Source organism: Chromobacterium sp. Ag138, assembly GCF_055181315.1.
Genome location: NZ_JBUPWA010000001.1, coordinates 1,961,807 through 1,986,536, shown reverse-complemented (window position 1 = coordinate 1,986,536; position 24,730 = coordinate 1,961,807). Strand labels below are relative to the sequence as shown.

The window sequence follows — 24,730 nt, the reverse complement described above, 5'->3', positions numbered from 1 at the left end:
TCAATTGGCCAGTTTTTTGAGCTCGAACAGCAGATCCAGCGCCTGGCGCGGGCTCAACTCATTGGGATCAATCTCGTGTAGACGGTCTACGGCCGGATTAAGTTCCGGCTCGGGAGCCGGCGCCGGCGCGGCGAACAGATCCGGCTGCACGCGCGCGGCGGACTGGTTCTCCAGGTCGGCCAGATGGCGGCGAGCGTCGCGTATCACCTTGCCCGGCACGCCGGCCAGCTGCGCCACCGCCAGGCCGTAGCTCTGGCTGGCCGGGCCGTCCTCGACGTGGTGCAGGAACACGATGCGGTCCTTGTGCTCCACCGCCGACAGATGCACGTTGGCCACCGCCGGGTATTCGCCGGCCAGCGTGGTCAGTTCGAAGTAGTGAGTGGCGAACAGGGTGTAGGCGCGGTTCTTTTCGATCAGCGCGCGGGCGATGGCCCAGGCCAGCGCCAGGCCGTCGAAGGTGGACGTTCCGCGGCCCACCTCGTCCATTAACACTAGCGAGTGCTCGCTTGCGTTGTTGAGGATATTGGCGGTCTCGGTCATTTCCACCATGAAGGTGGAGCGGCCGCCGGCCAGGTCGTCCGACGCGCCGATGCGGGTGAAGATGCGATCGATCGGGCCGATCACGGCGCTGTCGGCCGGCACGAAGCTGCCGACGTGGGCCAGCAGCGTGATCAGCGCGTTTTGCCGCATGTAAGTGGATTTACCGCCCATGTTCGGGCCGGTGATCAACAGCAGCTTGCGTTCGGCCGACAGCTTGGTGTCGTTGGCGATGAAGCGCTCGACTTCCGCCTCCACCACCGGGTGGCGGCCGGCGACGATGTCGAGCTTGGGCTCGGGCACGAATTGCGGCTCGGCGTAGTTGCCGATGGCGGCGCGCTGGGCGAAGGCGGACAGCACGTCCAGCGCGGCCACTGCCTGGGAGATCCGCTTCAATTCGGCGATGTGCGGAGCCAGCTCGTCCAGCAGCGCCTCGTACAGTTGCTTTTCCAGCGCCAGCGCGCGGTCCTGCGCGGTCAGCGCCTTGTCTTCGAACTCCTTCAGCTCCGGCGTGATGTAGCGTTCGGCGTTCTTCAGCGTCTGGCGGCGGCGGTAGTCGTCCGGCACCTTGTCCGACTGCGCCTTGGACACCTCGATGTAGAAGCCGTGCACGCGGTTGAACTCCACCTTCAAGGTGGTGATGCCGGTGCGTTCCTTCTCGCGCGCTTCCAGTTTCAGCAGGAAGTCACCGCAGTCGGTCTGGATGGCGCGCAACTCGTCCAGCACCGGGCTGAAGCCGTTATTGATCACGCCGCCGTCGCGCAGGAAAGTGGCCGGCTCCGGCAGGATGGCGGCGGCCAGCATCTTTTGCACCGGCGATTCGGTCGGCAGCACGCCGGAGAGCTCGTTCAGCAGCTCGGAATCCAGCGAGGCCGCCAGCGTCTTGACGCCGGAGAGGGCGGTCAAGGAATCGCGCAGCGCCGACAGGTCGCGCGGGCGGGCGGAGCGCAGCGCCACCCGCGAGGTGATGCGCTCGATGTCCGATACTTGGTCCAGTTCGGCGTGCACGTCCTGGTAACGCGGCAGCAGCGCGCGCACCGCGCCGTGGCGGCGGGCGAGCTTCTTATGGTTGCGCATCGGGTGGTGCAGCCAGTGGCCGAGCAGGCGGCTGCCCATACTGGTGGCGCAGGTGTCGAGCAGGGACGCCAGCGTCGGCGAGGCCTCGCCGCGTATGGTTTCGGTCAGTTCCAGATTGCGGCGGGTGGCGGCATCCATGCGGATCAGCTCGCCGGCGTCTTCCACCGACAGCGCGGAGATGTGGGCCGGGTTCACGCCCTGAGTGGATTTCACGTATTCCAGCAAGGCGCCCGCCGCGCCGACGGCCACCGGCAGCGTGTCGGCGCCGAAGCCGGCCAGGTCGCGGGTGCCGAAGTGGCGGGTCAGCGCCAGCTTGGACGACTCGATGTCGAACTGCCACGGCGGCAGCTTTTTCTTCGGGGTCGAGATGCCTTCGAAGGCGGCGAGGCCGGTATCGTCCGGGATCACCAGCTCGGCCGGCTTCAGCCGCTCCAGCTCGCTGGACAAATCCTCCACATCCGCCTGCATCACCTTGAACTCGCCGCTGGCGAGCGACAGCCAGGCCAGGCCCAGCACGCCCTTGACCATATTGACCGCCAGCACCAGGTTGTCGCGCTTGTCGTCCAGGAGCGCGGCGTCGGTCAGCGTGCCCGGCGTGACGATGCGCACCACCTTGCGCTCGACCGGCCCCTTGGCCAGCGCCGGATCGCCGATCTGTTCGGCGATGGCCACCGACTCGCCCATCTTCACCAGCCGCGCCAGGTAGCCTTCGGCGGCGTGGTAGGGAATGCCGGCCATCTTGATCGGCACGCCGGCGCTGGCGCCGCGCGCGGTCAAAGTGATGTCCAGCAAGCGCGCCGCCTTTTCGGCATCCTCGTAGAACAGCTCGTAGAAATCGCCCATGCGGTAGAACAGCAGCTTGTCTGCGTGGTCGCGCTTCAGGGCGAAATATTGGGCCATCATCGGGGTGTGCTGGGGCGTGCTCATCGGGTGTCGGGCTCTGCTCTTGTGTCGGTCTGGATAAATGCTTAACGCCCCGGTGGAGGCGGGGCGTTGGAGTCGCCGCCATTCTAACGCGCGGCGGCGGGGGTGTCAGCCGGTGCGGGCTGCGGCAGAATGGCGTCATCGCCATAGGAGAGCCCATCATGTCTGATCTCGATCCGCAGTCCGCGCTGGGGCGCCTGTTCGACGCCGCCGTCGCCAGCGCGATGCCGGAACGGCTGGCCGATCATCTGCCGCCGCCGCCCAAGGGCCGTACCGTGGTGGTCGGCGCCGGCAAGGCCGCCGCGGCGATGGCGCGCGAATTGGAGCGAGCCTGGCCGGGCGAGCTGTCCGGCGTGGTGGCGACGCGCTACGGCCACGCGGTGGCGACCGAGCGGATTGCGGTGCTGGAGGCCTCGCACCCGGTGCCGGACGCGGCCGGTTGCGCGGCGGCCGAACGCATTTTGCGAGCTGTTCAGGGGCTGAGCGAAGACGATCTGGTGATCTGTCTGCTGTCCGGCGGCGGCTCGGCCTTGCTGACCTTGCCGGCGGACGGCGTCAGCCTGGCGGACAAGCAGGAGATCAGCCGGCAATTGCTGGCCTGCGGCGCCGGCATCGATGAAATGAACGCGCTGCGCAAGCATCTGTCGGCGATCAAGGGCGGGCGGCTGGCGCTGGCCTGCGCGCCAGCCAAGCTGGTGACGCTGGCGATTTCCGACGTGGTGGGAGACGATCCGGCGGTGATCGCCTCCGGACCGACGGCGGCGGACCCGAGCACTTATGCCGACGCGCGCGCCGTTGTCGCCAAATATGGCCTGACCCTGCCGCCGGCAGTGACTGCGCTGCTGGCGGCGGGGCCGGACGAAACGCCCAAACCGGGCGATGCCCGGCTGGCGCATGCCGCATACCGGCTGATCGCCACGCCGCAGCTGGCTTTGCGGGCGGCGGCGGCCGAGGCGGAGCGGCTGGGCCTGAACGTGCTGCTGCTGGGCGACAGCATAGAGGGCGAGTCGCGCGAGGCGGCCAAGGTCCACGCCGGCATCGCGCGTCAGATCGCCGCGCACGGCTCGCCGGTGGCCAGGCCGGCGCTGATCCTGTCCGGCGGCGAAACCACGGTGACGTTGAAGGGCAAGGGCAGGGGCGGGCGCAACAGCGAGTTTCTGCTCGCGCTGGCCATCGCGCTGAACGGCTTGCCGGGCGCATACGCGTTGGCGGCCGACACCGACGGCATCGACGGCAGCGAGGACAACGCCGGCGCGCTGATATCGCCGGACACGCTGGCGCGGGCGGCGGCGCTGGGCATGGATGCCGGCGCGCGCTTGGCGGACAACGACGGCTATGGCTTCTTCGCCGCGCTGGGCGATCTGCTGATCACCGGCCCCACCCACACCAACGTCAACGATTTCCGCGCCATTCTGCTGGTGTAAAAGCCTGTCAGGGAGACGGCGCGGGCAGGCGCTCAGACCGTGAAGCGCCCGGCCAGGCTTACCAGCCGCTGGGCAATCGCCTGCAGTTCGCCCGCGGTTTCCGCGCTGTCCCGCACCGCCATGCTGTTCTGTTCCGACATTTTCGACACTTGCTCGACATTCTGCGCCAGCGCCTGGCTGGCGTGGCTCTGCTCGCGCAGCGAGGACGTGATCTGATGGATGCTTTCCAGAACGTCGTCCACGCAGTGGCGGATATTGTCCATGCTGCTGCCGGCTTCGCGGGCGCGCTGCTGGCCGTCCATGATGGACTTCATGCCCTGCTGCATGCTGTCGTTGCCCTTCTGCGCGGTGTTCTGGATCTGGCTGACGATATGGCTGATCTCGGTGGTGGACAGCGCGGTGCGTTCCGCCAGCTTTCTGACTTCGTCGGCCACCACGGCGAAGCCGCGGCCCATCTCGCCGGCGCGCGCCGCCTCGATCGCCGCGTTCAGCGCCAGCAGATTGGTCTGGTCGGCCACGTCGCGGATCACGTCGACGATGCCGGCGATGGATTCGGATTGCTTGCCCAGATCGGCGATGGTGTTGGAGACCGACGACACGTCGCGCACGATGCCGTCCATGCTGCTGGCGGTGGCGGCGATCACCTGGTTGCCGTCCGACGAGCGGCTGGCGGCGTCGGTGGACAGGCGGTTGGCTTGCTCGGACTGTTCCGCGCATACCGACAGGCTGGTGCTGAGTTGCTCTATCGCCGCGGCCATGCTGGAGGCGGCCTCGCTCTGCCGGGCGCTGCCGGCGGTGATGCTCTGCGCGCTGTGCGCCATCGCGTCGGCGGCTAGATTGACTTCGCGCGAGGTGTCCAGCAATTGGGTCACGGTCTCGCGCAGCTGGTTGCGCATCTGGCGGATCGCCGCGAGCAGGCTGAGGTCGTCCCGGTCGCGCAGATGGATGCGGGTGTCCAGCCGACCCGCCGCCAGTTGTTCCACCACCTGCTGCACATAAAGCGGTTCTCCGCCCAGTTGCAGCGTGATAGACAGGTAGAGCTGGTGGAACAGGAAGATGGCCAACAGCATGGACGCGACGCCGATGGCGATATAGGTGTTGCGCTGGCTGGCGGTGCGGTCTATCCGCGCCTGCAGCAGCTGGTCCAGCTGTGACAGGCCGGCGGCGATGTAGGCGGATACCGTTTCGGCGCCGGCGGCGCTGTGTCCCGCCACTTTCAGCCCGGCGGCGCCGGTTTTGCCGCCGATCGCGTCGTCTATCGCCGGCAGCTGGCTTTTGAGCGCCGCGGCCAGCTTGTCCGCCTGGCGCGGCATCTCCGGCTTCAGCACGGCGTTGTAGGCCACAGCCTTGGCGATGTCGCTGGCGAGGCCGTCATTGACCTCGGCGATCAGCGGCCGCAGCTCCACCAGGCGGTCGCGCTGGGCAGGATCGAGAGGATGGTTGGCCTCGGCCAGCGACGCGATGGCGTTGGCTTCGCCCAGATGGCTGATCAGCGTGGTCAGCTTGGCGGTGGCGGCGTCCATCAGATAATAAGTGTCGATGTCCGGATCCAGCGTCAGGTTGGAGTTGTCGCTGACGACGCCGATCAGATTGTTCAGCTTGTCGCTGAGATTGCCGTAGGCGGCGATCCATTGCGTAGGCTGGGCGGACTGGGTGGCCTTCAGCTTGTCCCAGGCCGCGGCGGTGTCCTTCCAGGCGGCATCGCTGGCCAGTTCCGGCCCCAGCCGGCCGTTGGTGTCCTGCAGCGCCTGCCATTTTCCCTGCAGCTGTTGGGAGGCGGCGGGAAAGTCGTTTCTGGCCTGGGGCTCGCCCAGCGCCGCGCGCACCGCCAGTTCCTGAGCCTGCTGGGCTTGGGCCAGCATCGCGGTCAGCGGCTGCATGTAGGCGACGCCGACTTTTTCCTTGGCGGTGGATTCGATATTGTCCTGGTTGCTGCGATACAGGCCATAGACCAGATACAACAGCGCCGCGGCGAACAGCACGCCGATCACGGCGAAGCGTTGCGGGTAGCTCAGGCGCTGCATCAGCCTGACGATGGGTGTGGACATGGCGCGGCTCCTTGTGAAAGCGGGTTGCCGCGCCATTTGTTGCCCGGCACGCTTGCATACCCTTTGTATAAGTGATTTTGCTTATCTCACCGGGAAAATATCCGCTACTGGTTTTACAGGCAGTTCCGTCGGGAACGGAATGGCGCGCCGGGCGGCCCCGGCGCTGGGAGGACGATTTCAGATGGTTTTGGAGTAGCGGGCGTGGGTTTCGCGCTCGCGCAGATGGCGGTCGAAGATCATCGCGATATTGCGGATCAGGAAGCGGCCCTGGGGCTCCACCATCAGGAAGTCGCCGTCGAAGGACAGCAGGCCCTGCTGCTGGAATTCGCGTATCTGTGGCATTTCCGCCGCAAAATATTGGGCGAAATTGATGCCGTGGATTTCTTCTATGGCTTCCACCGACAGCGCGAAGCGGCACATCAGGCTCTGGATGATGGTGCGGCGCAGCACGTCGTCGTTGTCCAGCGTCAGCCCGCGCACTACCGGCAGCCGGCCCTGGTCCAGCGCCGCGTAATAGCCGTCCAGCGTTTTGTCGTTCTGGCTGTAACAGGATCCCACTTTGCCGATGGAGGCGACGCCGAAGGCCAGCATGTCGCAGTCGGCATGGGTGGAATAGCCCTGGAAATTGCGTTGCAGCCGGCCCTGGCGCAGGGCGATGGCCAGCTCGTCGTCGGGCTTGGCGAAATGGTCCATGCCGATGAACACGTAGCCGGCGTCGGTCAGCGTCTTCACCGCGTCTTGCAGGATGTCCAGCTTGACCGCGGCCGGCGGCAGATCCGCCTCGTTGATGCGCCGCTGCGGCATGAATACGCTGGGCAGGTGGGCGTAGTTGTACAGCGACAGCCGGTCCGGATCCAGCGCCAGCGCCTTTTGCAGCGTGTCGCGCATGGTTTCGCGGCTTTGCAGCGGCAGGCCGTAGATCAGGTCCAGGCTGACCGATTTGAACCCGCCCTCGCGCGCCGCCTCGATCACCGCGCGGGTTTCCTCCTCGGTTTGCACCCGGTTCACCGCCCGCTGCACCGCCGGATCGAAATCCTGTATGCCCACGCTGACGCGGTTGAAACCATATCCTGCCAATTTCAGCATGGTTTCACGTTTTACCTTGCGCGGATCAATCTCTATGGAATATTCTCCGTCGCTCAGGAATTCGAAGTGGCTGCTCAGGATGCCCATCAGCCGCTCAAGCTGGGCATCGGACAGGAAGGTGGGCGTGCCGCCGCCGAAGTGCAGCTGTATCACTTTTTCCCGGATGCCCAGTTCGGCGGACACCAAGCGGATTTCTTTCTCCAGGTAATCCAAATACTGGTCCGCCTTGCCGCTGTCCTTGGTGATGATCTTGTTGCAGGCGCAGTAATAGCAGATGGTGTTGCAAAAAGGTATATGAGCGTACAATGATAGAGGTTTGCGGTTGGCGCCGATCTGGCGCTGGCGCAATTTGTCCAGATAGTCTTGCGTCGAGAAGTTGGACGTAAAACGATCTGCCGTCGGGTAGGATGTGTATCTTGGCCCCGCGCCATCCAGCTTCTCGATCAACTCTCGATCGAAAACGAAATGGACGGGAGAGAAGGGGTGGGTAGTTTTCATGTCGTATTCGGATGGTAAAACTTCTGGAGGACTGGTAAATTTGCGAAAAACTTGTGAATTCCGCCTTGATAAGGGTCAAGCTTCGCCGGCTTGTAGCACACACAGCATGTCTGAACAAAACCATACCTCCCTGCATACGCTGAAAATCTCCTGCTCCAGCTGCAGTCTGCGCGAGCTGTGCCTGCCTGTCGGTTTGAACCGAGAGGAAATGGGCCAACTGGACGCGGTGATCCGCCAGAGCCGCCGCCTGAAGCGCGGCGAATACCTATTCCGCAGCGGCGAGTCCTTCAAGTCGCTGTACGCGATCCGCACCGGTTTCTTCAAGACCTGTGTCGCCAGCCAGGATGGCCGCGAGCAGGTGACCGGCTTCCTGATGTCGGGCGAGCTGATGGGGCTGGACGGCATTTCCTCCAGCAATCACAGCTGCGACGCGGTGGCGCTGGAGGACAGCGAAGTGTGCGAGCTGCCGTTCACCCGGATGGAGTCGCTGTCCCGCGACATCCCCAGCCTGCAGCACCACTTCTACCGCCTGATGAGCCGCGAGATCGTGCGCGACCAGAACGTGATGCTGCTGTTGGGCAACATGAAGGCGGAGGAGCGCATCGCCGCCTTCCTGCTGAACCTGTCGCAGCGGCTGTCCACCCGCGGTTTCGCCGCCAACGACTTCATCCTGCGCATGAGCCGCGAAGAGATCGGCAGCTTCCTCGGCCTGAAGCTGGAGACGGTCAGCCGCACGCTGTCCAAGTTCCAGCAGCAGGGCTGGATCACCGTCGACCACAAGCACATCCAGCTGGTGCAGGTCGGCGATTTGAAAAACCTGATTTCAGGCTGCATGCACGCCGACGGCCATTAAGGCAGTCCGGAATCGGCAATCAAGGCAGGCGCGACGCCTGCCTTTTTTCATGCCCGCGAGATTTTGAGCCTCAGCGCGTCCAGGCGCGCCGGGTCCGGCCAGCCGGGCGGAACGGCAAAGCCGCGCGCGACCTCGCGCCACAGGCCGCCGCCGACTGCTTGCAGTTCGGCCAGCAACTGCGGCGCCGGCATCGCTTGCAGCCGCGCGCGCAGGGTGGCCTCGTCCTGCGTATCGGCTTCGGCCAGCAGCGCGGGGGCGAGCCATGACAGCCTGGGCAGCCAGGCCCAGCGCGAATCGCCGCCGGCGCGCGGCCAGGGGGTGTCCCTCGGCGCGAGCCAGCCGCGCAGTTGATGGGGATTGAGCGGCGCGGGCGGCGATTGGTCCGCTGGATAGAAGAACCAGCCGCAGAGCCGGGCCGCGGCGCGGCAGTCCTGAAAACCGTCCGGCAGGATGGCAAGCGCGTCGGAATGGCGGGAAAGCCGCAATTGTGTTGTGGTTTTGGTCGCTTTCAAACGCCAGGCGTCATTGAGGCCGGGGCCGATCAGATCGTCGGCGGTTTCGCCCAGCGAAAGGTAAAACTTGCTGGCTGTTTCCAGATGCCAGGGCTCGCCGTCCAGCCGCAGCAGGAAGTCGAACTCCCCGATCGTCCGGCGCTCCCGGTTTATGACTTTGAGATTTTCCGCGATGGGGTCGATGTGCGGCGCCTGGTGAAACCAGAAGGAAAAAAGCCGTTCGGCATATTGTCCCAGCCGCTTGCCGGGGGCGGCGGCCAGCCAGGCTTCCAGCTCGGCCGGCGCATGGTCCAGCCGGGCCAGCAGCGCCTCGCCGTCCGGTCCCAGCAATCGTTCCGGCGGCAGATCGGCGCCGCACAGCCAGGGCGAAGGAGAGGTCAGCAGAAAGGCGAGGTCGCGCACCGCGGGGCGCGCGTAGGGCAGGGCGAGGCTGGGCTCAGTCGGCATCCCCGGGACGGCCGGAGGCGGTGCGCTGCACCTGTTTGTAGAAGCCGCGCAGGATGTCGATCTCCTCGCGCAGCATCCCGGCGCGATGGAACATGGTGCGCATCCGGCGCATCAGCCGCTCGCTGTTGCGGCGTTGGAAGTAGCCGATTTCGTCCATCGCCTGTTCCAGGTGGCCGCACATGCCGTCCACTTCGCTCTGCGTCGCCGCCTCGCCCTCGGCGCGCAGGTATTCCACGTCCACGCCGGTGTGGCTGAACAGTTCGTAGGTCATCACCTGCACCGCCATCGCCAGATTCAGCGAGAAGTAGTCTGGGTTGCCGGGGATGGTCACCAGGCGGTTGCATTGCTCCACTTCCTCGATCGACAGGCCGAAGGTCTCGTTGCCGAACACCAGGGCCACCTGTTCGCCGTTGCGGGCGCGGGCGATCAATTCCGGCGTGGTCTGGCGCGGGGTGGACAGCGGCGTGGTCAGTTCGCGGCGGCGGCTGGTCAGCGCGCAGGTGACGGTGACGTCGGCCAGCGCCTCGGCCAGCGTGGAAACCACGGTGGCGTTCTCCAGCAGGTCCACCGCGCCCGAGGCCAGCGTGTTGGCCTCGTCGCTGGGAAACACCTTGGGTTCGACCAGGTACAGGCGGCTCAAACCCATGGTTTTCATCGCGCGCGCGGCCGAGCCGATATTGCCCGGATGGTTGGGGCGGGCCAGCACCACGCGGATGTTTTTCAGAAAATCAGGTACTTGGGGTTTATTCATTGGCGTTTTCACATTAAAATAGCGGGCATATACCAAAAGCCCGCGCCCAGGCGTCGGGTTTTTTTGTTCCTTAACCCAGATTGTTACCGGCGGGTGTCGCGTCATCGACGGACACCCGCCCATCGTTCAAGTGTAGAGGCCGTCAATGCATCCGATGCTCAATGTCGCGGTTAAAGCCGCTCGCCGCGCAGGCAGTGTTATCCAGCGCGCGTCGCTCAACCTCGACGCCATCCGCGTAGAGAAGAAAAAGCACAATGACTTTGTGACCGAGGTGGATCGCGCCGCCGAAGACGCGATCATCAGCGTCATTCTCGAAGCCTATCCGAAGCACGCGATTCTAGCAGAAGAGTCCGGCGCCAAAGGCGTGGGTTCTTCCGAATACGAATGGATCATCGACCCGATCGACGGCACCACCAACTTCCTGCACGGCCATCCCCAGTACGGCATCTCGATCGCGCTGGCGCACAAGGGCCAGGTCCAGCAGGCGGTGGTCTACGACCCGAACCGCAACGATCTGTTCACCGCCTCGCGCGGCGTCGGCGCCTTCCTCAACGATCGCCGCATCCGCGTCTCCAAGCGCTTCATGATGAATGAATGCTTGATCGGCACGGGTTTCCCGGTTGCCGACCAGAGCTACCTCGACCAATACCTGGGCATGCTGAAAGACGTGATCGGCAAGACCGCCGGCGTGCGCCGCGAAGGCGCCGCGTCGCTGGATCTGTGCAACGTCGCCTGCGGCCGCACCGAAGGCTTCTTCGAACTGAATCTGAAGCCGTGGGACATCGCGGCCGGCAGCCTGATCGTGCAGGAAGCGGGCGGCATCGTCACCGACCCCACCGGCGAGCAGGGCTGGTTCGAGTCCGGCGACATCGTCGCCGGCAGCCCGAAGGTGCTGGCCCAGCTGCTGCATCTGCTGGCGCCGCACGTAAGCAAGTAAGCGGATAGAGCATTCCGAAAACGGCAGACCGCGCGGTCTGCCGTTTTTTTATGCCCGCAAGCACAGCGCGCGGAACTGTTGCCATCGCCGCCACTCTAGGTTCAATATACCCGATGGGGGTATTAAGGCCTTAGACAGGCTCTCAATGGAGCGCGCGATGCAAAGACGTCAAATGATGCGATGGGGGGCCGCGCTGGCTTTGTCCCCATGGTTGTTCAGACAGGCTGCGGCCGAATCCGCCCATGCGGGCCGCGGGGCGATGGCGATGGGAGAGGCGATGCCGGATGCCGCGGCCCTGGGTTTGGCCAGGGGCCTGCCGCTGCCGGAGCTGAAACGGCTGCCGCTGGAGCGCAAGGACGGCGCGCTGCAGGGCTGCCTGACCGCGGCCGCGGTGAGCCTGCCCTTGCTGCCCGGCAAGCCGGCGACGGCGTTCTGGGCATACAACGACAGCGTGCCGGGCCCGGCGATCGAGTTGTCAGAGGGCGAGACGCTGGCCCTGCGCTTCGACAACCGCTTGCCGCAGCCGACCACCGTGCATTGGCATGGCCTGCCGATTCCGGCCGACCAGGACGGCAATCCGCATGACCCGGTCCTGCCCGGCCACGGCCGCGACTACCGTTTCTCCTTGCCGGCCGGCAGCGCCGGCAGCTACTGGTACCACCCGCATCCGCACGGCCATACCGCCGAGCAGGTGTACCGCGGACTCGCCGGCGTGTTCGTGGTGAGGGGGCGCGACGATCCGCTGGGCCATCTGCCGGAGCGCTGGCTGGTGCTGTCCGATCTGAAGCTGGACGAGGACGGCAAGATCGCCGCCAACAGCGACGCCGACAAGATGGACGGCCGCGAGGGGCAGTTCGTGCTGGTCAACGGCGCGTGGCGGCCCAGGCTGGCGCTGGGGCGCGGCGAGCGCCAGCGCTGGCGGATCTGGAACGCGACCAGCGCGCGGGTGCTGAAGCTGGTGCTGCCGGCGCACGAGGTCTGGCTGGTCGGGACCGATGGCGGGCTGATCGAAAAGCCGCGCCGGGTCGAATCTGTCGTGCTGCCGCCGGGCGCGCGCGCGGAGCTGGCCGTCACCGGCCGCTTCGCCGCCGGTAAGCCGGTCGGCCTGGTCGCGTTGCCGTACGCGCGCGGCAAGATGATGGCGCCGGAGCAGGACAAAGCGCTGCCCTTGCTGGACATCGAAGCCGGGAGCGCGGCCGTCACCGCCTCTTTGCCGGCTAGCCTGCGCCGGATCGATCCGCTGCCGAAGCCTGCGGTGATGCGGCGCGTGGTCTTCAGCGAGGATATGGCCAATCCGGCGGCGATGTTCCTGATCAACGGCAAGACCTTCGACATGGACCGGATGGACTTCACCGGCAAGGTCGGCGCGGTGGAGGAGTGGGAAATCGACAACCAGGCCGATATGGACCATCCCTTCCATCTGCACGGCACCCAGTTCCAGGTGACGGAGCGGCATGACGGCAAGGGCTGGCGGCGCGAGCCCTACCTCGCCTGGCGCGATGTGGTCAACGTGCCGCCGGCGCAGAAGGTCAGGCTGCGCTTCCGCCAGGACATGCCGGGGCCGCGGATGTTCCACTGCCATATTCTGGAGCACGAGGACGCCGGCATGATGGGGACGCTGGATGTCCGTGCCTAGCGCGATGGGATGGGCGATAATGCCGATATGAAAAATCCAGGAACCGTCATGGGCGATACACATTCTCCCCAGGAGTGCTGCCATGAGGCGGCGCAGGCCGAGCGCAGCGTGGTGCAGCCCGGCAAGGCCGCGCTGTTGAAGCGCCTGGCGCGGATCGAGGGCCAGGTGCGCGGCATCAGCGGCATGATCGAGTCCGACCGCTACTGCGTGGACGTGCTGACCCAGGTGGCGGCGGTGAAGTCGGCGCTGGACGCGGTGGCGCTGCAGTTGCTGGAGAACCACATGAAGGGCTGCGTTTCGCGCGCGCTGCAGCAGGGCGACGCCACCGGCATGGTGACCGAGCTGATCGATGTGGTGAAGAAGGTGCGCTGAAGCCAAGCCTTGAGAAAGCCCGCATTGGCGGGCTTTCGTTTCTTTAACCGGGAGTCGGAAATGAAAAAACTGGCATGTCTCGCGTTGTTGCTCGCCGGCGCCGCCCACGCTGCGCCGATTCCGTTCGAAACCTACATCAAGCTGCACAACGGCATGCTGGAAGCCGAAGTGGTGTCCATGGCCGGCGCGCCGGATTACGGCAGCGACAGCAACCAGGGCAGGCTCGCCAGCGGCGTGGCCACCGTGTCCACCACCCGCCAGCTGTCCTGGCTGGCCGACGGCCAGATTCCCTACAACACCATCGTTACGCTGCGCAACGGCGTGGTGGTGGACATCAAGCGCGACAAGAAGTTGTAAATCCGCCGCGTTTTGGCGGCGCAGCGCGTGGATGTTCCTGAATTAACGCGCTTAAAGTTTGCCTGGCCGCGGCAAAGTGCGTAGAATGCTGCGGTTTACTACCTTGCCTTTCGCAATCGCATGGCGGAAGGCTACGAATAGCCAAAAGGAGTTCACATGCGCCATTACGAAATCGTGTTCATCGTGCACCCGGACCAGTCCGAACAGGTCCCGGCCATGATCGAACGCTACAAGGGTATGGTTCTGGCCGCCGAAGGCAAGATCCACCGTCTGGAAGACTGGGGCCGCCGCCAACTGGCTTACCCGATCCAGAAGCTGCACAAAGCTCACTACGTTCTGATGAACGTTGAGTGCCAGTCGGAAACCCTGGCCGAGATCGAGCACGCCTTCAAGTTCAACGACGCTGTTCTGCGTCACCTCAGCATCAAGCTGGACCGCGCCATCACCGACGCGTCCCCGATGATGAAGGACGAAAAGGCTAAAAACCTGCTGGACGCCCAGCAGCCGGCAGCCGAGGCCGAAGCTTCTGCCTAATCGGCAGAGGTAACGGACTTGCAGAACCGTCTGGTATTGACCGTCACGGTTGAACGCGAGGATGCGCTGAGATACACGCCCGCCGGCTTGCCGGTAGTGGAAATGTGGCTCAAGCATCAGTCTAGACAGACAGCTGGCGGATTCGAACGCGATGTGGCCTGCGATATACAGGCCGTGTGGATAGGCGACGACGCCCGGAAACATTCCGGGAAACTGGCGGGGCAGGTGATCAACGTCACCGGATTCCTCGGCCAGCGCAGTCTGCGCAATCCGCGGTTGGTACTCAATATCGAATATGTTGAATTTGTAAAAGGTTAGTCAAAATGGCTCGTCAACTCTTCAAGCGCAAGAAGTTCTGCCGCTTCACGGCAGAAGGCATCAAGGAAATCGACTACAAATCCGTTGATCTCCTGAAAGATTTCATCGCCGAAAACGGCAAAATCATCCCGGCTCGCATCACCGGTACCAAGGCTCGCTACCAGCGTCAGCTGACCACCGCTATCAAGCGTGCTCGCTTCCTGGCTTTCCTGCCGTACACCGACCAGCACTAAGACCGGGAAAGGAACTTAAAAGATGCAAATCATTCTGCTCGAAAAAGTTGCCAACCTGGGTCAACTGGGTGACGTGGTCAACGTGAAGAACGGCTTCGCCCGCAACTTCCTGATCCCGCAAGGCAAAGCCAAGCGCGCTACCGAAGCCAACCTGAAAGAGTTCGACGCTCGCCGCGCCGAACTGGAAGCCAAGCAAGCCGAAATCCTGGCCGACGCCAAGGTTCGCGCTGAGAAGCTGAACGAAGCCGTGATCACCATCGCCCAGAAGGCGGGTGTGGATGGTCGTCTGTTCGGCTCCGTGACCAACGTGGACGTGGCTGAAGCCGTGACCGCGTTCGGCGTGGAAGTGAAGCGTTTCGAAGTTCGTCTGCCGAACGGCCCGTTCAAGGCCATCGGCGAGTACGACATCGAGATCGCCCTGCACCACGACGTGGTTACCCCGATCAAGATCGTTGTGGTCGGCGAAGCTTAATTCCTGCTTCAGGAATCTTCGAGAAAAGCCCGCTTCGGCGGGCTTTTTCGCGTCTGGCGAAAATATGGTTGCGTAGCGCAACTTGTATCGCTTATGGTTGCGTATCGCAATGATATAGAGACGCATGATGGATGAGCGGGAGCTGCGCGCCTTGTCGCGCGACATCGTCAGGGAGCTGGGCATGCTGGCCGGCCGCTGCGGCGAGGTGGAGCTGAGCCCGGTGGAGGCGCATCTGCTGATCGAGCTGGAGGCGGGGCCGGCCAGCAATCAGCAATTGGCCGGCCGTCTGCGGGTGGATAAATCCAACAGCAGCCGGCCGCTGCAGCGGCTGGCCGAACGCGGGCTGATCGCCTGGCTGGCGGATCCGGCAGACGGCCGCAGCAAGCTGGCTGAGCTGACCGATCAGGGCCGCGATTGGCTGCGGCGCCTGCACGCGGCGATGGACGCCGACATGGCGCGGGTGCTGGCGCAGCTGGACCCGCCGGAGCGGGCGGCGCTGGAGCGCGGCTTGCGCGTGTACCGCCGGGCGCTGCAGCATGCCGATCGGCAGCGCGGCTACGCGATCCGGCCGCTGGCGGCGGCGGACAACGGCGCGCTGGCGGCGCTGATACGGCGGGTGTCGGCCGAATACGGCCTGGGCCAGGGCTGCAGCTTTCTCGATCCGCAGCTGGACGCGCTGCATCCGGTTTACGACCGGCCGGGCTCGCACTACCTGGCGGTGATCGCTCCGGGCGGGCGGCTGCTCGGCGGCGGCGGCATCGCGCCGCTGGCGGGGGGCTGGGCCGGCGTTTGCGAGCTGCAGAAAATGTATTTCGACGCGGCGCTGCGCGGCCGCGGCCTGGGGCGGCGCTTGCTGCGGCTATTGCTGGACGAGGCGCGGGCGCAGGGCTATCGGCAGTGCTATCTGGAGACCACCGCCGCGCTGGGCGAGGCGACGGCGCTGTACGCGTCCGAGGGCTTTGTCCGGCTGGACACGCATTGGGGCGATACCGGCCATGGGGCTTGCGAGATCGCGATGGCGCGCGATTTGTAGCAATATCAGAATGCCCTGATCAAGGACAATCCGCGGCTGTTGGCTTATTGCGACAATATGGGCCTGACAATGCAGAAAGTCGCATCATGGTATACCTGCAACTCGTAGTGGTGCTGGGGCTGATCTTCCTCGGCGTGCGCATGGGCGGCATCGGGCTGGGCGTCACCGGCGGCGCCGGCCTGTTCATCCTGACCTTCGTCTTCGGCCTCAAGCCCGGCCACGCGCCGATAGACGTGATCCTGATCATCATCTCGGTCATCACCGCGTCGGCGGCGCTGCAGTCGGCGCGCGGGCTGGATTACATGGTGGGCGTCGCCGCGCGGCTGCTGCGGCGCAATCCGCGCCACATCGTGCTGCTGGCGCCGCTGGTGGGCTGGCTGTCCACCTTCCTCGCCGGCACCGGCTTCATCGCGCTGGCGCTGATGCCCATCGTGGTGGAGGTGGCCGAGAAGACCGGCATCCGGCCGGAGCGGCCGCTGGCCGGCCTGACCGTGGCGTCGCAGAACGCCATCGTCGCCTGCCCGGTGTCGGCCGCCACCGTGGCGCTGGCCACGGTGCTGGCGCCGCACGGCGTCGCGCTGACCGACATCATCATGATCAGCATCCCGGCGACGCTGCTCGGCGCGCTGGCGGGCGGCGCGGTCATGCTGCGCTACGGCCGCGAGCTGGCCGACGACCCGGTCTACCGCCGCAGGCTGGAGGAAGGGCGCGTCAGCCGGCCGCAAACCGGTTCGGAGGAGGCCTTGCCGCGCACCGCCGCCTGGTCGGTATACGGCTTCCTGTTCACCGTGGCGCTGATCGTGTGCCTGGCCGCCATGCCGCAGCTGCGGCCGGCCTGGCCCGGCGCCAAGGGCATGGAGCCGGTGGCGATGGTGGATGTGATCCAGATGTGCATGCTGGCTTACTCCGCGCTGGCGGTATTGGCGTGCAAGGCGGATCTGCAGGCCATGGTGTCGGGCAGCATGTTCCGCTCCGGCGCGGTGGCGGCGGTGACCATCCTGGGGGCGGCCTGGATGAGCGACACCTTCATCCAGGCGAATCTGCCGCTGTTCAAGCACAACATCGTCGGCATCATCGAATCGGCGCCGTGGCTGTTCGCCTTCGCGGTGTTCACGATGGCGGTGATCCTGTTCAGCCAGGGGGCGACCACCAAGGTGATGATGCCGCTGGGGCTGTCGCTGGGCATCGCGGCGCCGGTGCTGATCGCCATTTACCCTGCGGTGGTGGGCGTTTACGTGCTGCCCAGCTATCCCAGCCTGATCGCCGCGGTGGAGATGGATTACACCGGCACCACCCGCATCGGGCGCTGGGTGTTCAACCACAGCTTCATCGTGCCGGGGCTGGTGAGCACCGCGGTGTCGATCGCGGCGGGGTTCGGCCTGATGGCGCTGAGGTGATTCAGTCTTCCGCCTTCAGCACCACGCGGGCGCGCAGGCCGGGCGCGCCCTGTTCGGCGATGGCCAGCAGGCGGTCGATGTTGGGATGGCTGCCGGGATGGGCGCGGGCGGCGGCGGTGTGTTCGGCGAACAGCTCCAGCCCCTCGCGCGCGGCCTTGCGGTCGATGTGGCCGTGTCGTTTGACCAGCGCGTGGTAGACGCGCAGCGAGCCGGCGGTGCCGGGCAGGTTTTCCAGCCGGTGCATCGCTTCGCCTTCCGGATTGAGCAAGACGATGGCTTCGATGCCGTCGGTGGCCGGCAGGGTTTGCAGCAGGTCCTGGAACGGGGTCATGGTCATTCTCCTTGTTATGTGTGTTGCCTGTCCGTCTAGGATAAGGGCTAAAGATGACAGTTCTAGTGGACGGCATTCATTAAACTGACAGCAAGTGTTAACGAATGTTTCATATTGGTGCGTTTTTAGCCGCTTTTGCACCGTAATGGTGCCAATTTTGGCGCTTCACCTTGATATGTTTGTTTGAAACGGCGTTTTCAAACGTAATGCAGGCTGGCACGCTGTTTGCTTTATGCATCCGGAGCTGTGAGCAGGGTCGGGAGGCCCGCGCGCCAGTCTGCAAAGGGGAGGATGAGAGCGGCAAAGCCGCCCTTGAACGGGGTTGTCGAAGAGGTAAGCTTCGACAACCCCGATTCATTTCAACGGTACCGGTTTGCGCCGGCGGCTGATCCTGTCGAGCCGGCTCATGAGCCGCTGCGAGGCGGGGCGTCTGTGCGCCCTGCATCTGGCGGGGAGGAGTTGCCAGACGCGGGAGGAGCGGACAGCGAACGCCGCCAATCAAGCCGCGCGAGTGCGCGCGGCCGGACGCTGAAACGCGGGCGCGGCGTGATGCTCATGGCATTGCGGAGCCGATTCCCACGGTCAAGGCCATGCCATGCATGGCCTTTTTTGCAACCATCTTCATGACGATGGCTTGTGGTCAAGCCTACAGATCAGACTTTGTTCATCTTGACCCGAACTATCTTCGGCAACTATGATTCATATCAAAGTTTCAGAAATTCCTGAAAGTTGAGAATGTCATGAATATTCCACCACTGGTGCAGGCCTTCGTGCTGCACTTCGGCGAGATGGGCAGCCGCTGGGGCATCAACCGCACCGTCGGCCAGATCTACGCCTTGTTGTATGTATCGGAAAAACCGCTGAACGCCGACGAGATCGGCGAGGCGATCGGCTGTTCCCGCTCCAATGTCAGCATGGGGCTGAAGGAGCTGCAGTCGTGGCGGCTGGTCAAGCTGCAGCACTTTCCCGGCGACCGCCGCGAATACTTCTCCACGCCGGAAGACGTGTGGCTGATCTTCAAAACCCTGGCCGAGGAGCGCAAGAAGCGAGAGGTGGAGCCGACTCTGACCATGCTGCGCGGCGCCATCATGGAAAGCCCGGCCAGCGAGGCCGAGCAGCACGCGCAGGCCAGGATGAAGGAGATGTACCAGCTGATCGAACTGGTCACCACCTGGTTCTCCGACATCCAGCACATGGACGTGGAAACCCTGCAGCGGCTGATGAAGCTGGGCTCGCAGGTACAGAAGGTGCTGCAGTTCACCCAATCCCTGTCCCGCCTGGGCAACCGCGATCATGATCGGGAGCACGCAGAATGATGACTGAAATCGACCCCGTCACGCTGGCGCGCATCCAGTTCGCCACCAATATCAGCTTTCACATCCTGTTTCCCACCATCAACATCGCGATGGCCTGGGTGCTGCTGTTCTTCAAGGTGCGTTTCCGCCAGACCGGCGACCAGGGCTGGATGGACGCCTACGGCTTCTGGGTGAAGATCTTCGCGCTGTCGTTCGCGCTGGGCGTGGTGTCCGGCGTGACGATGAGCTTCCAGTTCGGCACCAACTGGCCGGGCTATATGCAGACGGTGGGCAATATCGCCGGCCCGCTGCTGGCCTACGAGATCCTGACCGCTTTCTTTCTGGAGGCCGGTTTCCTCGGCATCATGCTGTTCGGGCGGAGCCGGGTGCCGGAGAAGGTGCACACGCTGTCCACCTTGCTGGTGGCGGGCGGCAACACGCTGTCGGCGTTCTGGATCATCGCGCTCAATTCCTGGATGCAGACGCCGACCGGCCACGTGATGCGCGACGGCCGCGCCCATGTGCTCAGCTGGATAGATGTCATCTTCAATCCGTCGATGCCGTACCGGCTGACCCACATGCTGCTGGCCTCCGGCTTGACCGTGGCCTTCCTGATCGCCGGCCTGTCCGCCTACCGCTACCTGCGCGGGGAGCGCGGGCGCGGCATGATGGTGGCCTTGAAGACCGGCGTGTTCCTGGCCGCGCTGCTGATTCCGCTGCAGATGTTCGTCGGCGACATGCACGGCCTCAACACCCTGAAGCACCAGCCGGCCAAGCTGGCGGCGATAGAAGGCATCTGGCATACCGAGAAGGACGTGCCGCTGCTGCTGTTCGCGCTGCCCAACGCCGAAACCCGCAGCAACGATTACGCCATCGGCGTGCCGCAGCTGGGCAGCCTGATCCTCACCCACCAGTGGGGCGGCGAGATCAAGGGCTTGAACGAGTTCGAGCAGCATCCGCCGGTGGCCAAGGTGTTCTGGAGCTTCCGCGTGATGGTGGCGATGGGCGGGCTGATGCTGCTGGCGTCGTGGCTGGCCGCCTGGCAGCTGAAGAAGCGCGGGGAGCTGAACCCCAAGCTGGCGCGCCTGCTGGTGGCGATGACCTTTTCCGGCTGGATCGCCACGCTGGCCGGCTGGTTCGTCACCGAGATCGGCCGCCAGCCCTGGCTGGTGACCGGCATTCTCACCACCGCGCAGGCGGCGGGGGCGGCCACCGCGCCGATGCTGTTCACCTCGCTGGGCACCTATCTGGCCTTGTACGCGCTGCTGCTGGTGGCCTATGTCTCGGTGCTGTTCCACCTGGCGCGCAAGGCCGGCGCGCCTGAACTGGCGGCCGCCGCCCAACTGAAGGAGAAACTGGCATGAGCGAGGCTTATTACCTGCCGGCGGTATTCGCCGGGCTGATGGCGCTGGCGATGCTGGTGTACGTGGTGCTGGACGGCTTCGACCTCGGCGTCGGCATCCTGCTGCCGCTGGCCAGCGACGAGGAAAAGGATCTGATGATCGCGTCCATCGGGCCGTTCTGGGACGCCAACGAAACTTGGCTGGTGCTGGGCGCGGGCCTGCTGCTGGTGGCTTTCCCGCTGGCGCACGGCGTGGTGTTCGGCGCGCTGTACCTGCCGGTGCTGGCGATGCTGGTGGGGCTGATCCTGCGCGGCGTGGCCTTCGACTTCCGCGTCAAGGCGCAGGACCCGCACAAGCCGTGGTGGAACGCGGCCTTCGCCGGCGGCTCGATGCTGGCGGCGCTGGCCCAGGGCGTGATGCTGGGCCGCTATCTGACCGGCTTCGCCGACACCTCCACTTCCTGGCTGTTCTCGTTGGTGGTGGGCATCGGCCTGGCGCTGGCCTACGCGCTACTCGGCGCCTGCTGGCTGGTGATGAAGGCCCATGGCGGCTTGCAGGCCAAGGCGATACGTTGGGCGCAGCTGAGCCTGTACGGCGCCGGCACCGCGGTGGTGGCGGTGTCGCTGGTGACGCCGCTGGCCAATCCGGCCATCGCCGCCAAGTGGTTCGCGCTGCCGCAATTCCTGCTGTTGCTGCCGCTGCCGCTGGGCACGCTGGCGCTGTTCGTGCTGCTGATCGCCTGCCTGCCCAGGCTGGCCCGCCGTCAGGCCGCCGGCAACGACAGCTTCTGCTGGCTGCCGTTCGCCGCCAGCGTCGGCATCGTGCTGCTGTCGTTCTGGGGACTGACTTACAGCGTGTTTCCGGAGGTGGTGCTGGGCCGGATGACCATCTGGCAGGCGGCGGCGGACCCAGAAGCGCTGTGGGTGATACTGTGGGGCGCCATCGTGGTGCTGCCCTGCATCATCGGCTACACCGCTTTCGCCTACCGGGTGTTCTGGGGCAAGGCCGACAAGCTCAGCTACCAGTAGATCGGGGCAAAAAACAAAAAAGCGCGCCGGCATGGCGCGCTTTTTTTGCGTCTTCATTCCATTTTTGCGTCTTGATGCAAATTTAATGTCATATTATCGTAACGATACTGTCATTTTGTCCGGCCACAATCCGCCGCGTGAATGCCAGCCGCCATAACGATAAATGGAGAAGCCGATGTCCCGAGCCCTGTCCCTCACCTTACGCCGCGCCGCCGCGCTCGCGCCGCTGACGCTGGCCTTGTCCCTGCCGGCGCAGGCCGCCACCGAAATCCAGTTCTGGCATTCGATGGAAGGCTCGCTGGGCGACCGCGTCAATGCCATCGCCGCCCAGTTCAACGCCAGCCAGAAGGACTACAAGGTGGTGCCGGTGTACAAGGGCCAGTACGACGAGTCGCTGGCCGCGGCCATCGCCGCCTACCGCAGCGGCAACGCGCCCGCCGTCGTCCAGGTGTTCGAAGTGGGCACCGCCACCATGATCCAGGCCAAGAAAGCGGTCAAGCCGGTATATCAGGTGATGGCCGACGCCGGCGAAAAGCTGGACGAGAAAGCCTTCATCCCGGCGGTGGCCAGCTATTACAGCGACGCCAAGACCGGCCATCTGCTGTCCCTGCCGTTTAATGCTTCCACCCCGGTGCTGTACTACAACAAGGACGCGTTCAAGAAGGCCGGCCTGCCGGACGCGCCGCCCAAGACCTGGCCGGAACTGGCCGCCGCCGCCGCCAAGCTGAAGGCTTCCGGCATGCGTTGCGGCTACAGCACCGGCTGGCAGGGCTGGGTGCAGCTGGAGAACTTCAGCGCCTGGCACAGCCTGCCGTTCGCCAGCCAGGACAACGGCTTCGGCGGCGGCAACGCCACGCTGCAGTTCAACGGCCCGGTCCAGGTCAAGCACATCGAATTCCTGGCCAAGATGGCCAAGGACGGCACCTTCAGCTACGCCGGCCGCAAGGACGAGGCCACGCTGAAGTTCTACAGCGGCGAATGCGGCATCATGACCGGCAGCTCCGGCTCGCTGGCCAATATCCGCAAGAACGCGAAATTCGCCTTCGGCATGGGCATGATGCCCTACGATCCGGCGGTGAAGGGCGCGCCGCAGAACGCCTTGATCGGCGGCGCCAGCCTGTGGGTGATGGCCGGCAAGTCCCCGTCCGAGTACAAGGGCGTGGCCCGCTTCTTCAAGATGCTGACCTCGCCGGAAGTGATGGCCAAGTGGCACCAGGACACCGGTTATCTGCCGGTGGTGACCGCGGCTTACGATCTTTCCCGCAAGCAGGGCTTCTACGACAAGAACCCGGGCGCCGACATCGCCACCCGCCAGATGCAGAACAAGCCGCCCAAGTCCTACACCCGCGGCCTGCGCCTGGGCTACATGCCGCAGATCCGCACGGTGATGGACGAAGAGCTGGAAGAAGTGTGGACCGGCAAGAAGAGCGCCAAGGCCGCGCTGGACAGCGCCGTGCTGCGCGGCAACGAGCTGCTGCGCCGTTTCGAGAAAACCGCCAATTGATCCATCCGGAAACGGGCGCGCCGCGAGGCCGCCCGTTTTTCTCGATAGAGTCCACGCATGCAGAATCGCATTCATTTTTCCAATCGCTGGCTGGGTTTCGCCTTGATGGCGCCGCAGCTGGCGATCACCTTGATCTTCTTCCTGTGGCCGGCGCTGGAGGCGCTGTGGCAGTCGGTGCAGCAGCAGGACCCGTTCGGCCTGGACAGCCAGTTCGTCGGCCTGGCCAATTTCAGCCTGCTGTGCCATGACCCGCTGTATCTGGGCACCATCCAGACCACGCTGCTGTTCAGCGCGCTGGTGACCTTGCTGGGCACCGGCAGCGCGCTGATCCTGGCGGTGATGGCCAACCAGATCGTCCGCGGCAGGCGCGTCTACCAGACGGTGCTGATCGCGCCGTACGCCATCGCGCCGTCGGTGGTGGCGGTGCTGTGGCTGTTCCTGTTCAACCCCAGCCTGGGCTGGATCAGCTACCTGTTGCGCGAGGCCGGCTACGAGTGGAACCACGCGCTCAACGGCGGCCAGGCGCTGCTGCTGGTGGTGCTGGCCTCGGCCTGGAAGCAGCTCAGCTACAACTTCCTGTTCTTCTACGCCGGCCTGCAGGCGATACCGGCGTCCTTGATCGAAGCCGCGGCGATAGACGGCGCCGGCCCCTTGCGCCGCTTCCGCGACCTGGTGTTCCCGCTGCTGTCGCCGACCAGCTTCTTCCTGCTGGTGGTCAACCTGGTGTACGCCTTCTTCGATACCTTCGCGGTGATCGACGCGGCCACCGGCGGCGGGCCGGGCAAGTCCACCGAGACCATGATCCTCAAGGTGTATCTGGAAGGCTTCAAGGGCCTGGACCTGGGCAGTTCGGCCGCGCAGTCGGTGGTGCTGATGGCGGTGGTCGGCCTGTTGACGCTGATCCAGTTCCGTTACGTGGAAAGAAAGGTGCAGTACTGATGGTGGAGAACCGCAAAGGGCTGGACCTGTTCTGCCACGCGATGCTGATCGCGGGCATGCTGGTGGTGGCCTTTCCCTTGTATCTGATGTTCGCCGCGGCCAGCCAGAGCGCCGATCAGGTGACGCGGGTGCCGCTGTCGCTCCTACCCGGCAGCCAGCTGTGGACCAACCTCGACACCGTGCTGTGGAACGGCAGCGGCGGATTGGCGGTGCCGCTGGCGCGCACGCTGTGGAACAGCTTCGTGATGGCGATGCTGATCGCCGTCGGCAAGATCGTCATTTCCTTCCTGTCGGCCTACGCCATCGTCTATTTCCGCTTCCCGCTGCGCAAGACCGGCTTCGCGCTGATCTTCGCCACGCTGATGCTGCCGGTGGAGGTGCGCATTTTCCCGACGGTGGAAGTGGTGACCAAGATGGGGCTGATCAACAGCTATACCGGCCTGACGCTGCCCTTGATCGCGTCCGCCACCGCCACCTTCCTGCTGCGGCAGTTCTTCATGACGCTGCCCAAGGAATTGATGGAGGCGTCGCGGGTGGACGGCGCGGGGCCGATCCGCTTCATGGTGGACGTGGTGCTGCCCTTGTCGCGCACCAATATCGCGGCCTTGTTCGTGATCACCTTCATCTACGGCTGGAACCAGTATCTGTGGCCGCTCTTGGTCACCCATGATCCGGCGATGTCCACCTCGGTGATCGCGATCAAGGGCATGCTGGGCGAGGGCGCGGTGCAGTGGCACCTGGTGATGGCGTCGGCGCTCTTGACCCTGCTGCCGCCGCTGGCGGTGGTGATCGGCATGCAGCGCTGGTTCGTCAAGGGCCTGGTGGACAACGAGAAATGAGAAAG

At 64.9% G+C, this 24,730-nt stretch carries 24 protein-coding genes; 18 read left to right on the top strand and 6 right to left on the bottom strand.

The features are described 5' to 3' along the window. Positions 1 to 2,541, bottom strand: a complete 2,541-nt coding sequence (gene mutS / locus ACY3GB_RS09060) for a DNA mismatch repair protein MutS (protein WP_463088441.1) — start codon at positions 2,539 to 2,541, stop codon at positions 1 to 3. A 158-nt stretch (positions 2,542 to 2,699) separates the two neighbouring features. On the opposite strand from mutS, the gene ACY3GB_RS09055 reads away from it, so the two are divergent. Continuing rightward, complete coding sequence (locus ACY3GB_RS09055; RefSeq protein ID WP_463088440.1) at positions 2,700 to 3,962, top strand: glycerate kinase type-2 family protein; 1,263 nt, start codon at positions 2,700 to 2,702, stop codon at positions 3,960 to 3,962. Positions 3,963 to 3,994: 32 nt separating this feature from the next. Here the strand turns inward: ACY3GB_RS09055 and ACY3GB_RS09050 are convergent, their stop codons facing one another. Together ACY3GB_RS09050 and hemN are read right to left on the bottom strand one after the other, a co-directional pair. After that, positions 3,995 to 6,010, bottom strand: coding sequence for a methyl-accepting chemotaxis protein (locus ACY3GB_RS09050; protein WP_463088439.1), 2,016 nt, complete (start codon positions 6,008 to 6,010; stop codon positions 3,995 to 3,997). A gap of 177 nt (positions 6,011 to 6,187) precedes the next feature. Beyond that, positions 6,188 to 7,594 carry an oxygen-independent coproporphyrinogen III oxidase gene (hemN, locus tag ACY3GB_RS09045; protein WP_463088438.1) on the bottom strand — a complete coding sequence of 469 codons (1,407 nt, stop codon included), beginning with the start codon at positions 7,592 to 7,594 and terminating at the stop codon, positions 6,188 to 6,190. A 106-nt stretch (positions 7,595 to 7,700) separates the two neighbouring features. On the opposite strand from hemN, the gene fnr reads away from it, so the two are divergent. Then, on the top strand, positions 7,701 to 8,447 hold the full coding sequence (fnr, locus tag ACY3GB_RS09040) for a fumarate/nitrate reduction transcriptional regulator Fnr (RefSeq protein ID WP_463088437.1): 747 nt from the start codon (positions 7,701 to 7,703) through the stop codon (positions 8,445 to 8,447). Positions 8,448 to 8,494: 47 nt separating this feature from the next. Here the strand turns inward: fnr and ACY3GB_RS09035 are convergent, their stop codons facing one another. Continuing rightward, the gene (locus ACY3GB_RS09035) at positions 8,495 to 9,361 is read right to left on the bottom strand and encodes a DUF1853 family protein (protein ID WP_463088436.1); all 867 of its coding nucleotides are present in this window, start codon (positions 9,359 to 9,361) and stop codon (positions 8,495 to 8,497) included. A gap of 34 nt (positions 9,362 to 9,395) precedes the next feature. Further along, positions 9,396 to 10,157 (bottom strand): RNA methyltransferase, encoded by a 762-nt coding sequence (locus tag ACY3GB_RS09030; RefSeq protein ID WP_463088435.1) that lies wholly within the window; start codon positions 10,155 to 10,157, stop codon positions 9,396 to 9,398. A gap of 145 nt (positions 10,158 to 10,302) precedes the next feature. Here ACY3GB_RS09030 and ACY3GB_RS09025 point away from each other — a divergent pair, with 145 nt between their 5' ends. From ACY3GB_RS09025 to ACY3GB_RS08980, 10 genes are all read left to right on the top strand, one after another. Then, positions 10,303 to 11,094 carry an inositol monophosphatase family protein gene (locus tag ACY3GB_RS09025; protein ID WP_463088434.1) on the top strand — a complete coding sequence of 264 codons (792 nt, stop codon included), beginning with the start codon at positions 10,303 to 10,305 and terminating at the stop codon, positions 11,092 to 11,094. A gap of 157 nt (positions 11,095 to 11,251) precedes the next feature. Then, complete coding sequence (locus tag ACY3GB_RS09020; RefSeq protein ID WP_463088433.1) at positions 11,252 to 12,730, top strand: multicopper oxidase family protein; 1,479 nt, start codon at positions 11,252 to 11,254, stop codon at positions 12,728 to 12,730. A gap of 48 nt (positions 12,731 to 12,778) precedes the next feature. Next, positions 12,779 to 13,102, top strand: coding sequence for a metal-sensitive transcriptional regulator (locus ACY3GB_RS09015; RefSeq protein ID WP_021476678.1), 324 nt, complete (start codon positions 12,779 to 12,781; stop codon positions 13,100 to 13,102). Between the two features lie 60 nt (positions 13,103 to 13,162). Further along, entirely contained in the window at positions 13,163 to 13,459 is a 297-nt protein-coding gene (locus tag ACY3GB_RS09010; protein WP_463088432.1) for a hypothetical protein, read from the top strand. A gap of 156 nt (positions 13,460 to 13,615) precedes the next feature. After that, complete coding sequence (gene rpsF / locus ACY3GB_RS09005) at positions 13,616 to 13,993, top strand: 30S ribosomal protein S6 (protein WP_021476675.1); 378 nt, start codon at positions 13,616 to 13,618, stop codon at positions 13,991 to 13,993. An 18-nt stretch (positions 13,994 to 14,011) separates the two neighbouring features. Continuing rightward, a complete protein-coding gene (gene priB, locus ACY3GB_RS09000; RefSeq protein ID WP_021476674.1) occupies positions 14,012 to 14,311 on the top strand; it encodes a primosomal replication protein N in 300 nt (99 codons plus the stop codon). A gap of 5 nt (positions 14,312 to 14,316) precedes the next feature. Next, a complete protein-coding gene (gene rpsR / locus ACY3GB_RS08995) occupies positions 14,317 to 14,544 on the top strand; it encodes a 30S ribosomal protein S18 (protein ID WP_011137185.1) in 228 nt (75 codons plus the stop codon). 22 nt (positions 14,545 to 14,566) lie between these two features. Continuing rightward, the gene (gene rplI, locus ACY3GB_RS08990) at positions 14,567 to 15,016 is read left to right on the top strand and encodes a 50S ribosomal protein L9 (RefSeq protein WP_021476673.1); all 450 of its coding nucleotides are present in this window, start codon (positions 14,567 to 14,569) and stop codon (positions 15,014 to 15,016) included. Between the two features lie 124 nt (positions 15,017 to 15,140). After that, complete coding sequence (locus tag ACY3GB_RS08985; protein ID WP_463088431.1) at positions 15,141 to 16,049, top strand: GNAT family N-acetyltransferase; 909 nt, start codon at positions 15,141 to 15,143, stop codon at positions 16,047 to 16,049. A gap of 86 nt (positions 16,050 to 16,135) precedes the next feature. After that, entirely contained in the window at positions 16,136 to 17,446 is a 1,311-nt protein-coding gene (locus ACY3GB_RS08980) for an anaerobic C4-dicarboxylate transporter family protein (protein WP_463088430.1), read from the top strand. Between the two features lies 1 nt (position 17,447). On the opposite strand, the gene ACY3GB_RS08975 is transcribed toward ACY3GB_RS08980, so the two are convergent. Then, positions 17,448 to 17,777 carry a DUF2322 family protein gene (locus tag ACY3GB_RS08975; RefSeq protein ID WP_463088429.1) on the bottom strand — a complete coding sequence of 110 codons (330 nt, stop codon included), beginning with the start codon at positions 17,775 to 17,777 and terminating at the stop codon, positions 17,448 to 17,450. Positions 17,778 to 18,517: 740 nt separating this feature from the next. On the opposite strand from ACY3GB_RS08975, the gene ACY3GB_RS08970 reads away from it, so the two are divergent. From ACY3GB_RS08970 to ugpE, 6 genes are all read left to right on the top strand, one after another. Beyond that, entirely contained in the window at positions 18,518 to 19,093 is a 576-nt protein-coding gene (locus tag ACY3GB_RS08970) for a GbsR/MarR family transcriptional regulator (protein WP_021476669.1), read from the top strand. Beyond that, entirely contained in the window at positions 19,090 to 20,436 is a 1,347-nt protein-coding gene (locus ACY3GB_RS08965) for a cytochrome ubiquinol oxidase subunit I (protein WP_463088428.1), read from the top strand. Before ACY3GB_RS08970 ends, ACY3GB_RS08965 begins: the two co-directional genes overlap by 4 nt. Further along, entirely contained in the window at positions 20,433 to 21,443 is a 1,011-nt protein-coding gene (locus ACY3GB_RS08960) for a cytochrome d ubiquinol oxidase subunit II (RefSeq protein WP_011137204.1), read from the top strand. Before ACY3GB_RS08965 ends, ACY3GB_RS08960 begins: the two co-directional genes overlap by 4 nt. Before the next feature lie 175 nt (positions 21,444 to 21,618). Next, entirely contained in the window at positions 21,619 to 22,947 is a 1,329-nt protein-coding gene (gene ugpB, locus ACY3GB_RS08955; protein WP_463088427.1) for a sn-glycerol-3-phosphate ABC transporter substrate-binding protein UgpB, read from the top strand. A gap of 57 nt (positions 22,948 to 23,004) precedes the next feature. Beyond that, complete coding sequence (ugpA, locus tag ACY3GB_RS08950) at positions 23,005 to 23,886, top strand: sn-glycerol-3-phosphate ABC transporter permease UgpA (RefSeq protein ID WP_463088426.1); 882 nt, start codon at positions 23,005 to 23,007, stop codon at positions 23,884 to 23,886. Then, positions 23,886 to 24,725 carry a sn-glycerol-3-phosphate ABC transporter permease UgpE gene (gene ugpE, locus ACY3GB_RS08945; RefSeq protein WP_463088425.1) on the top strand — a complete coding sequence of 280 codons (840 nt, stop codon included), beginning with the start codon at positions 23,886 to 23,888 and terminating at the stop codon, positions 24,723 to 24,725. The genes ugpA and ugpE overlap by 1 nt, the downstream gene beginning before the upstream one ends. The last annotated feature ends 5 nt before the right edge of the window (positions 24,726 to 24,730 follow it).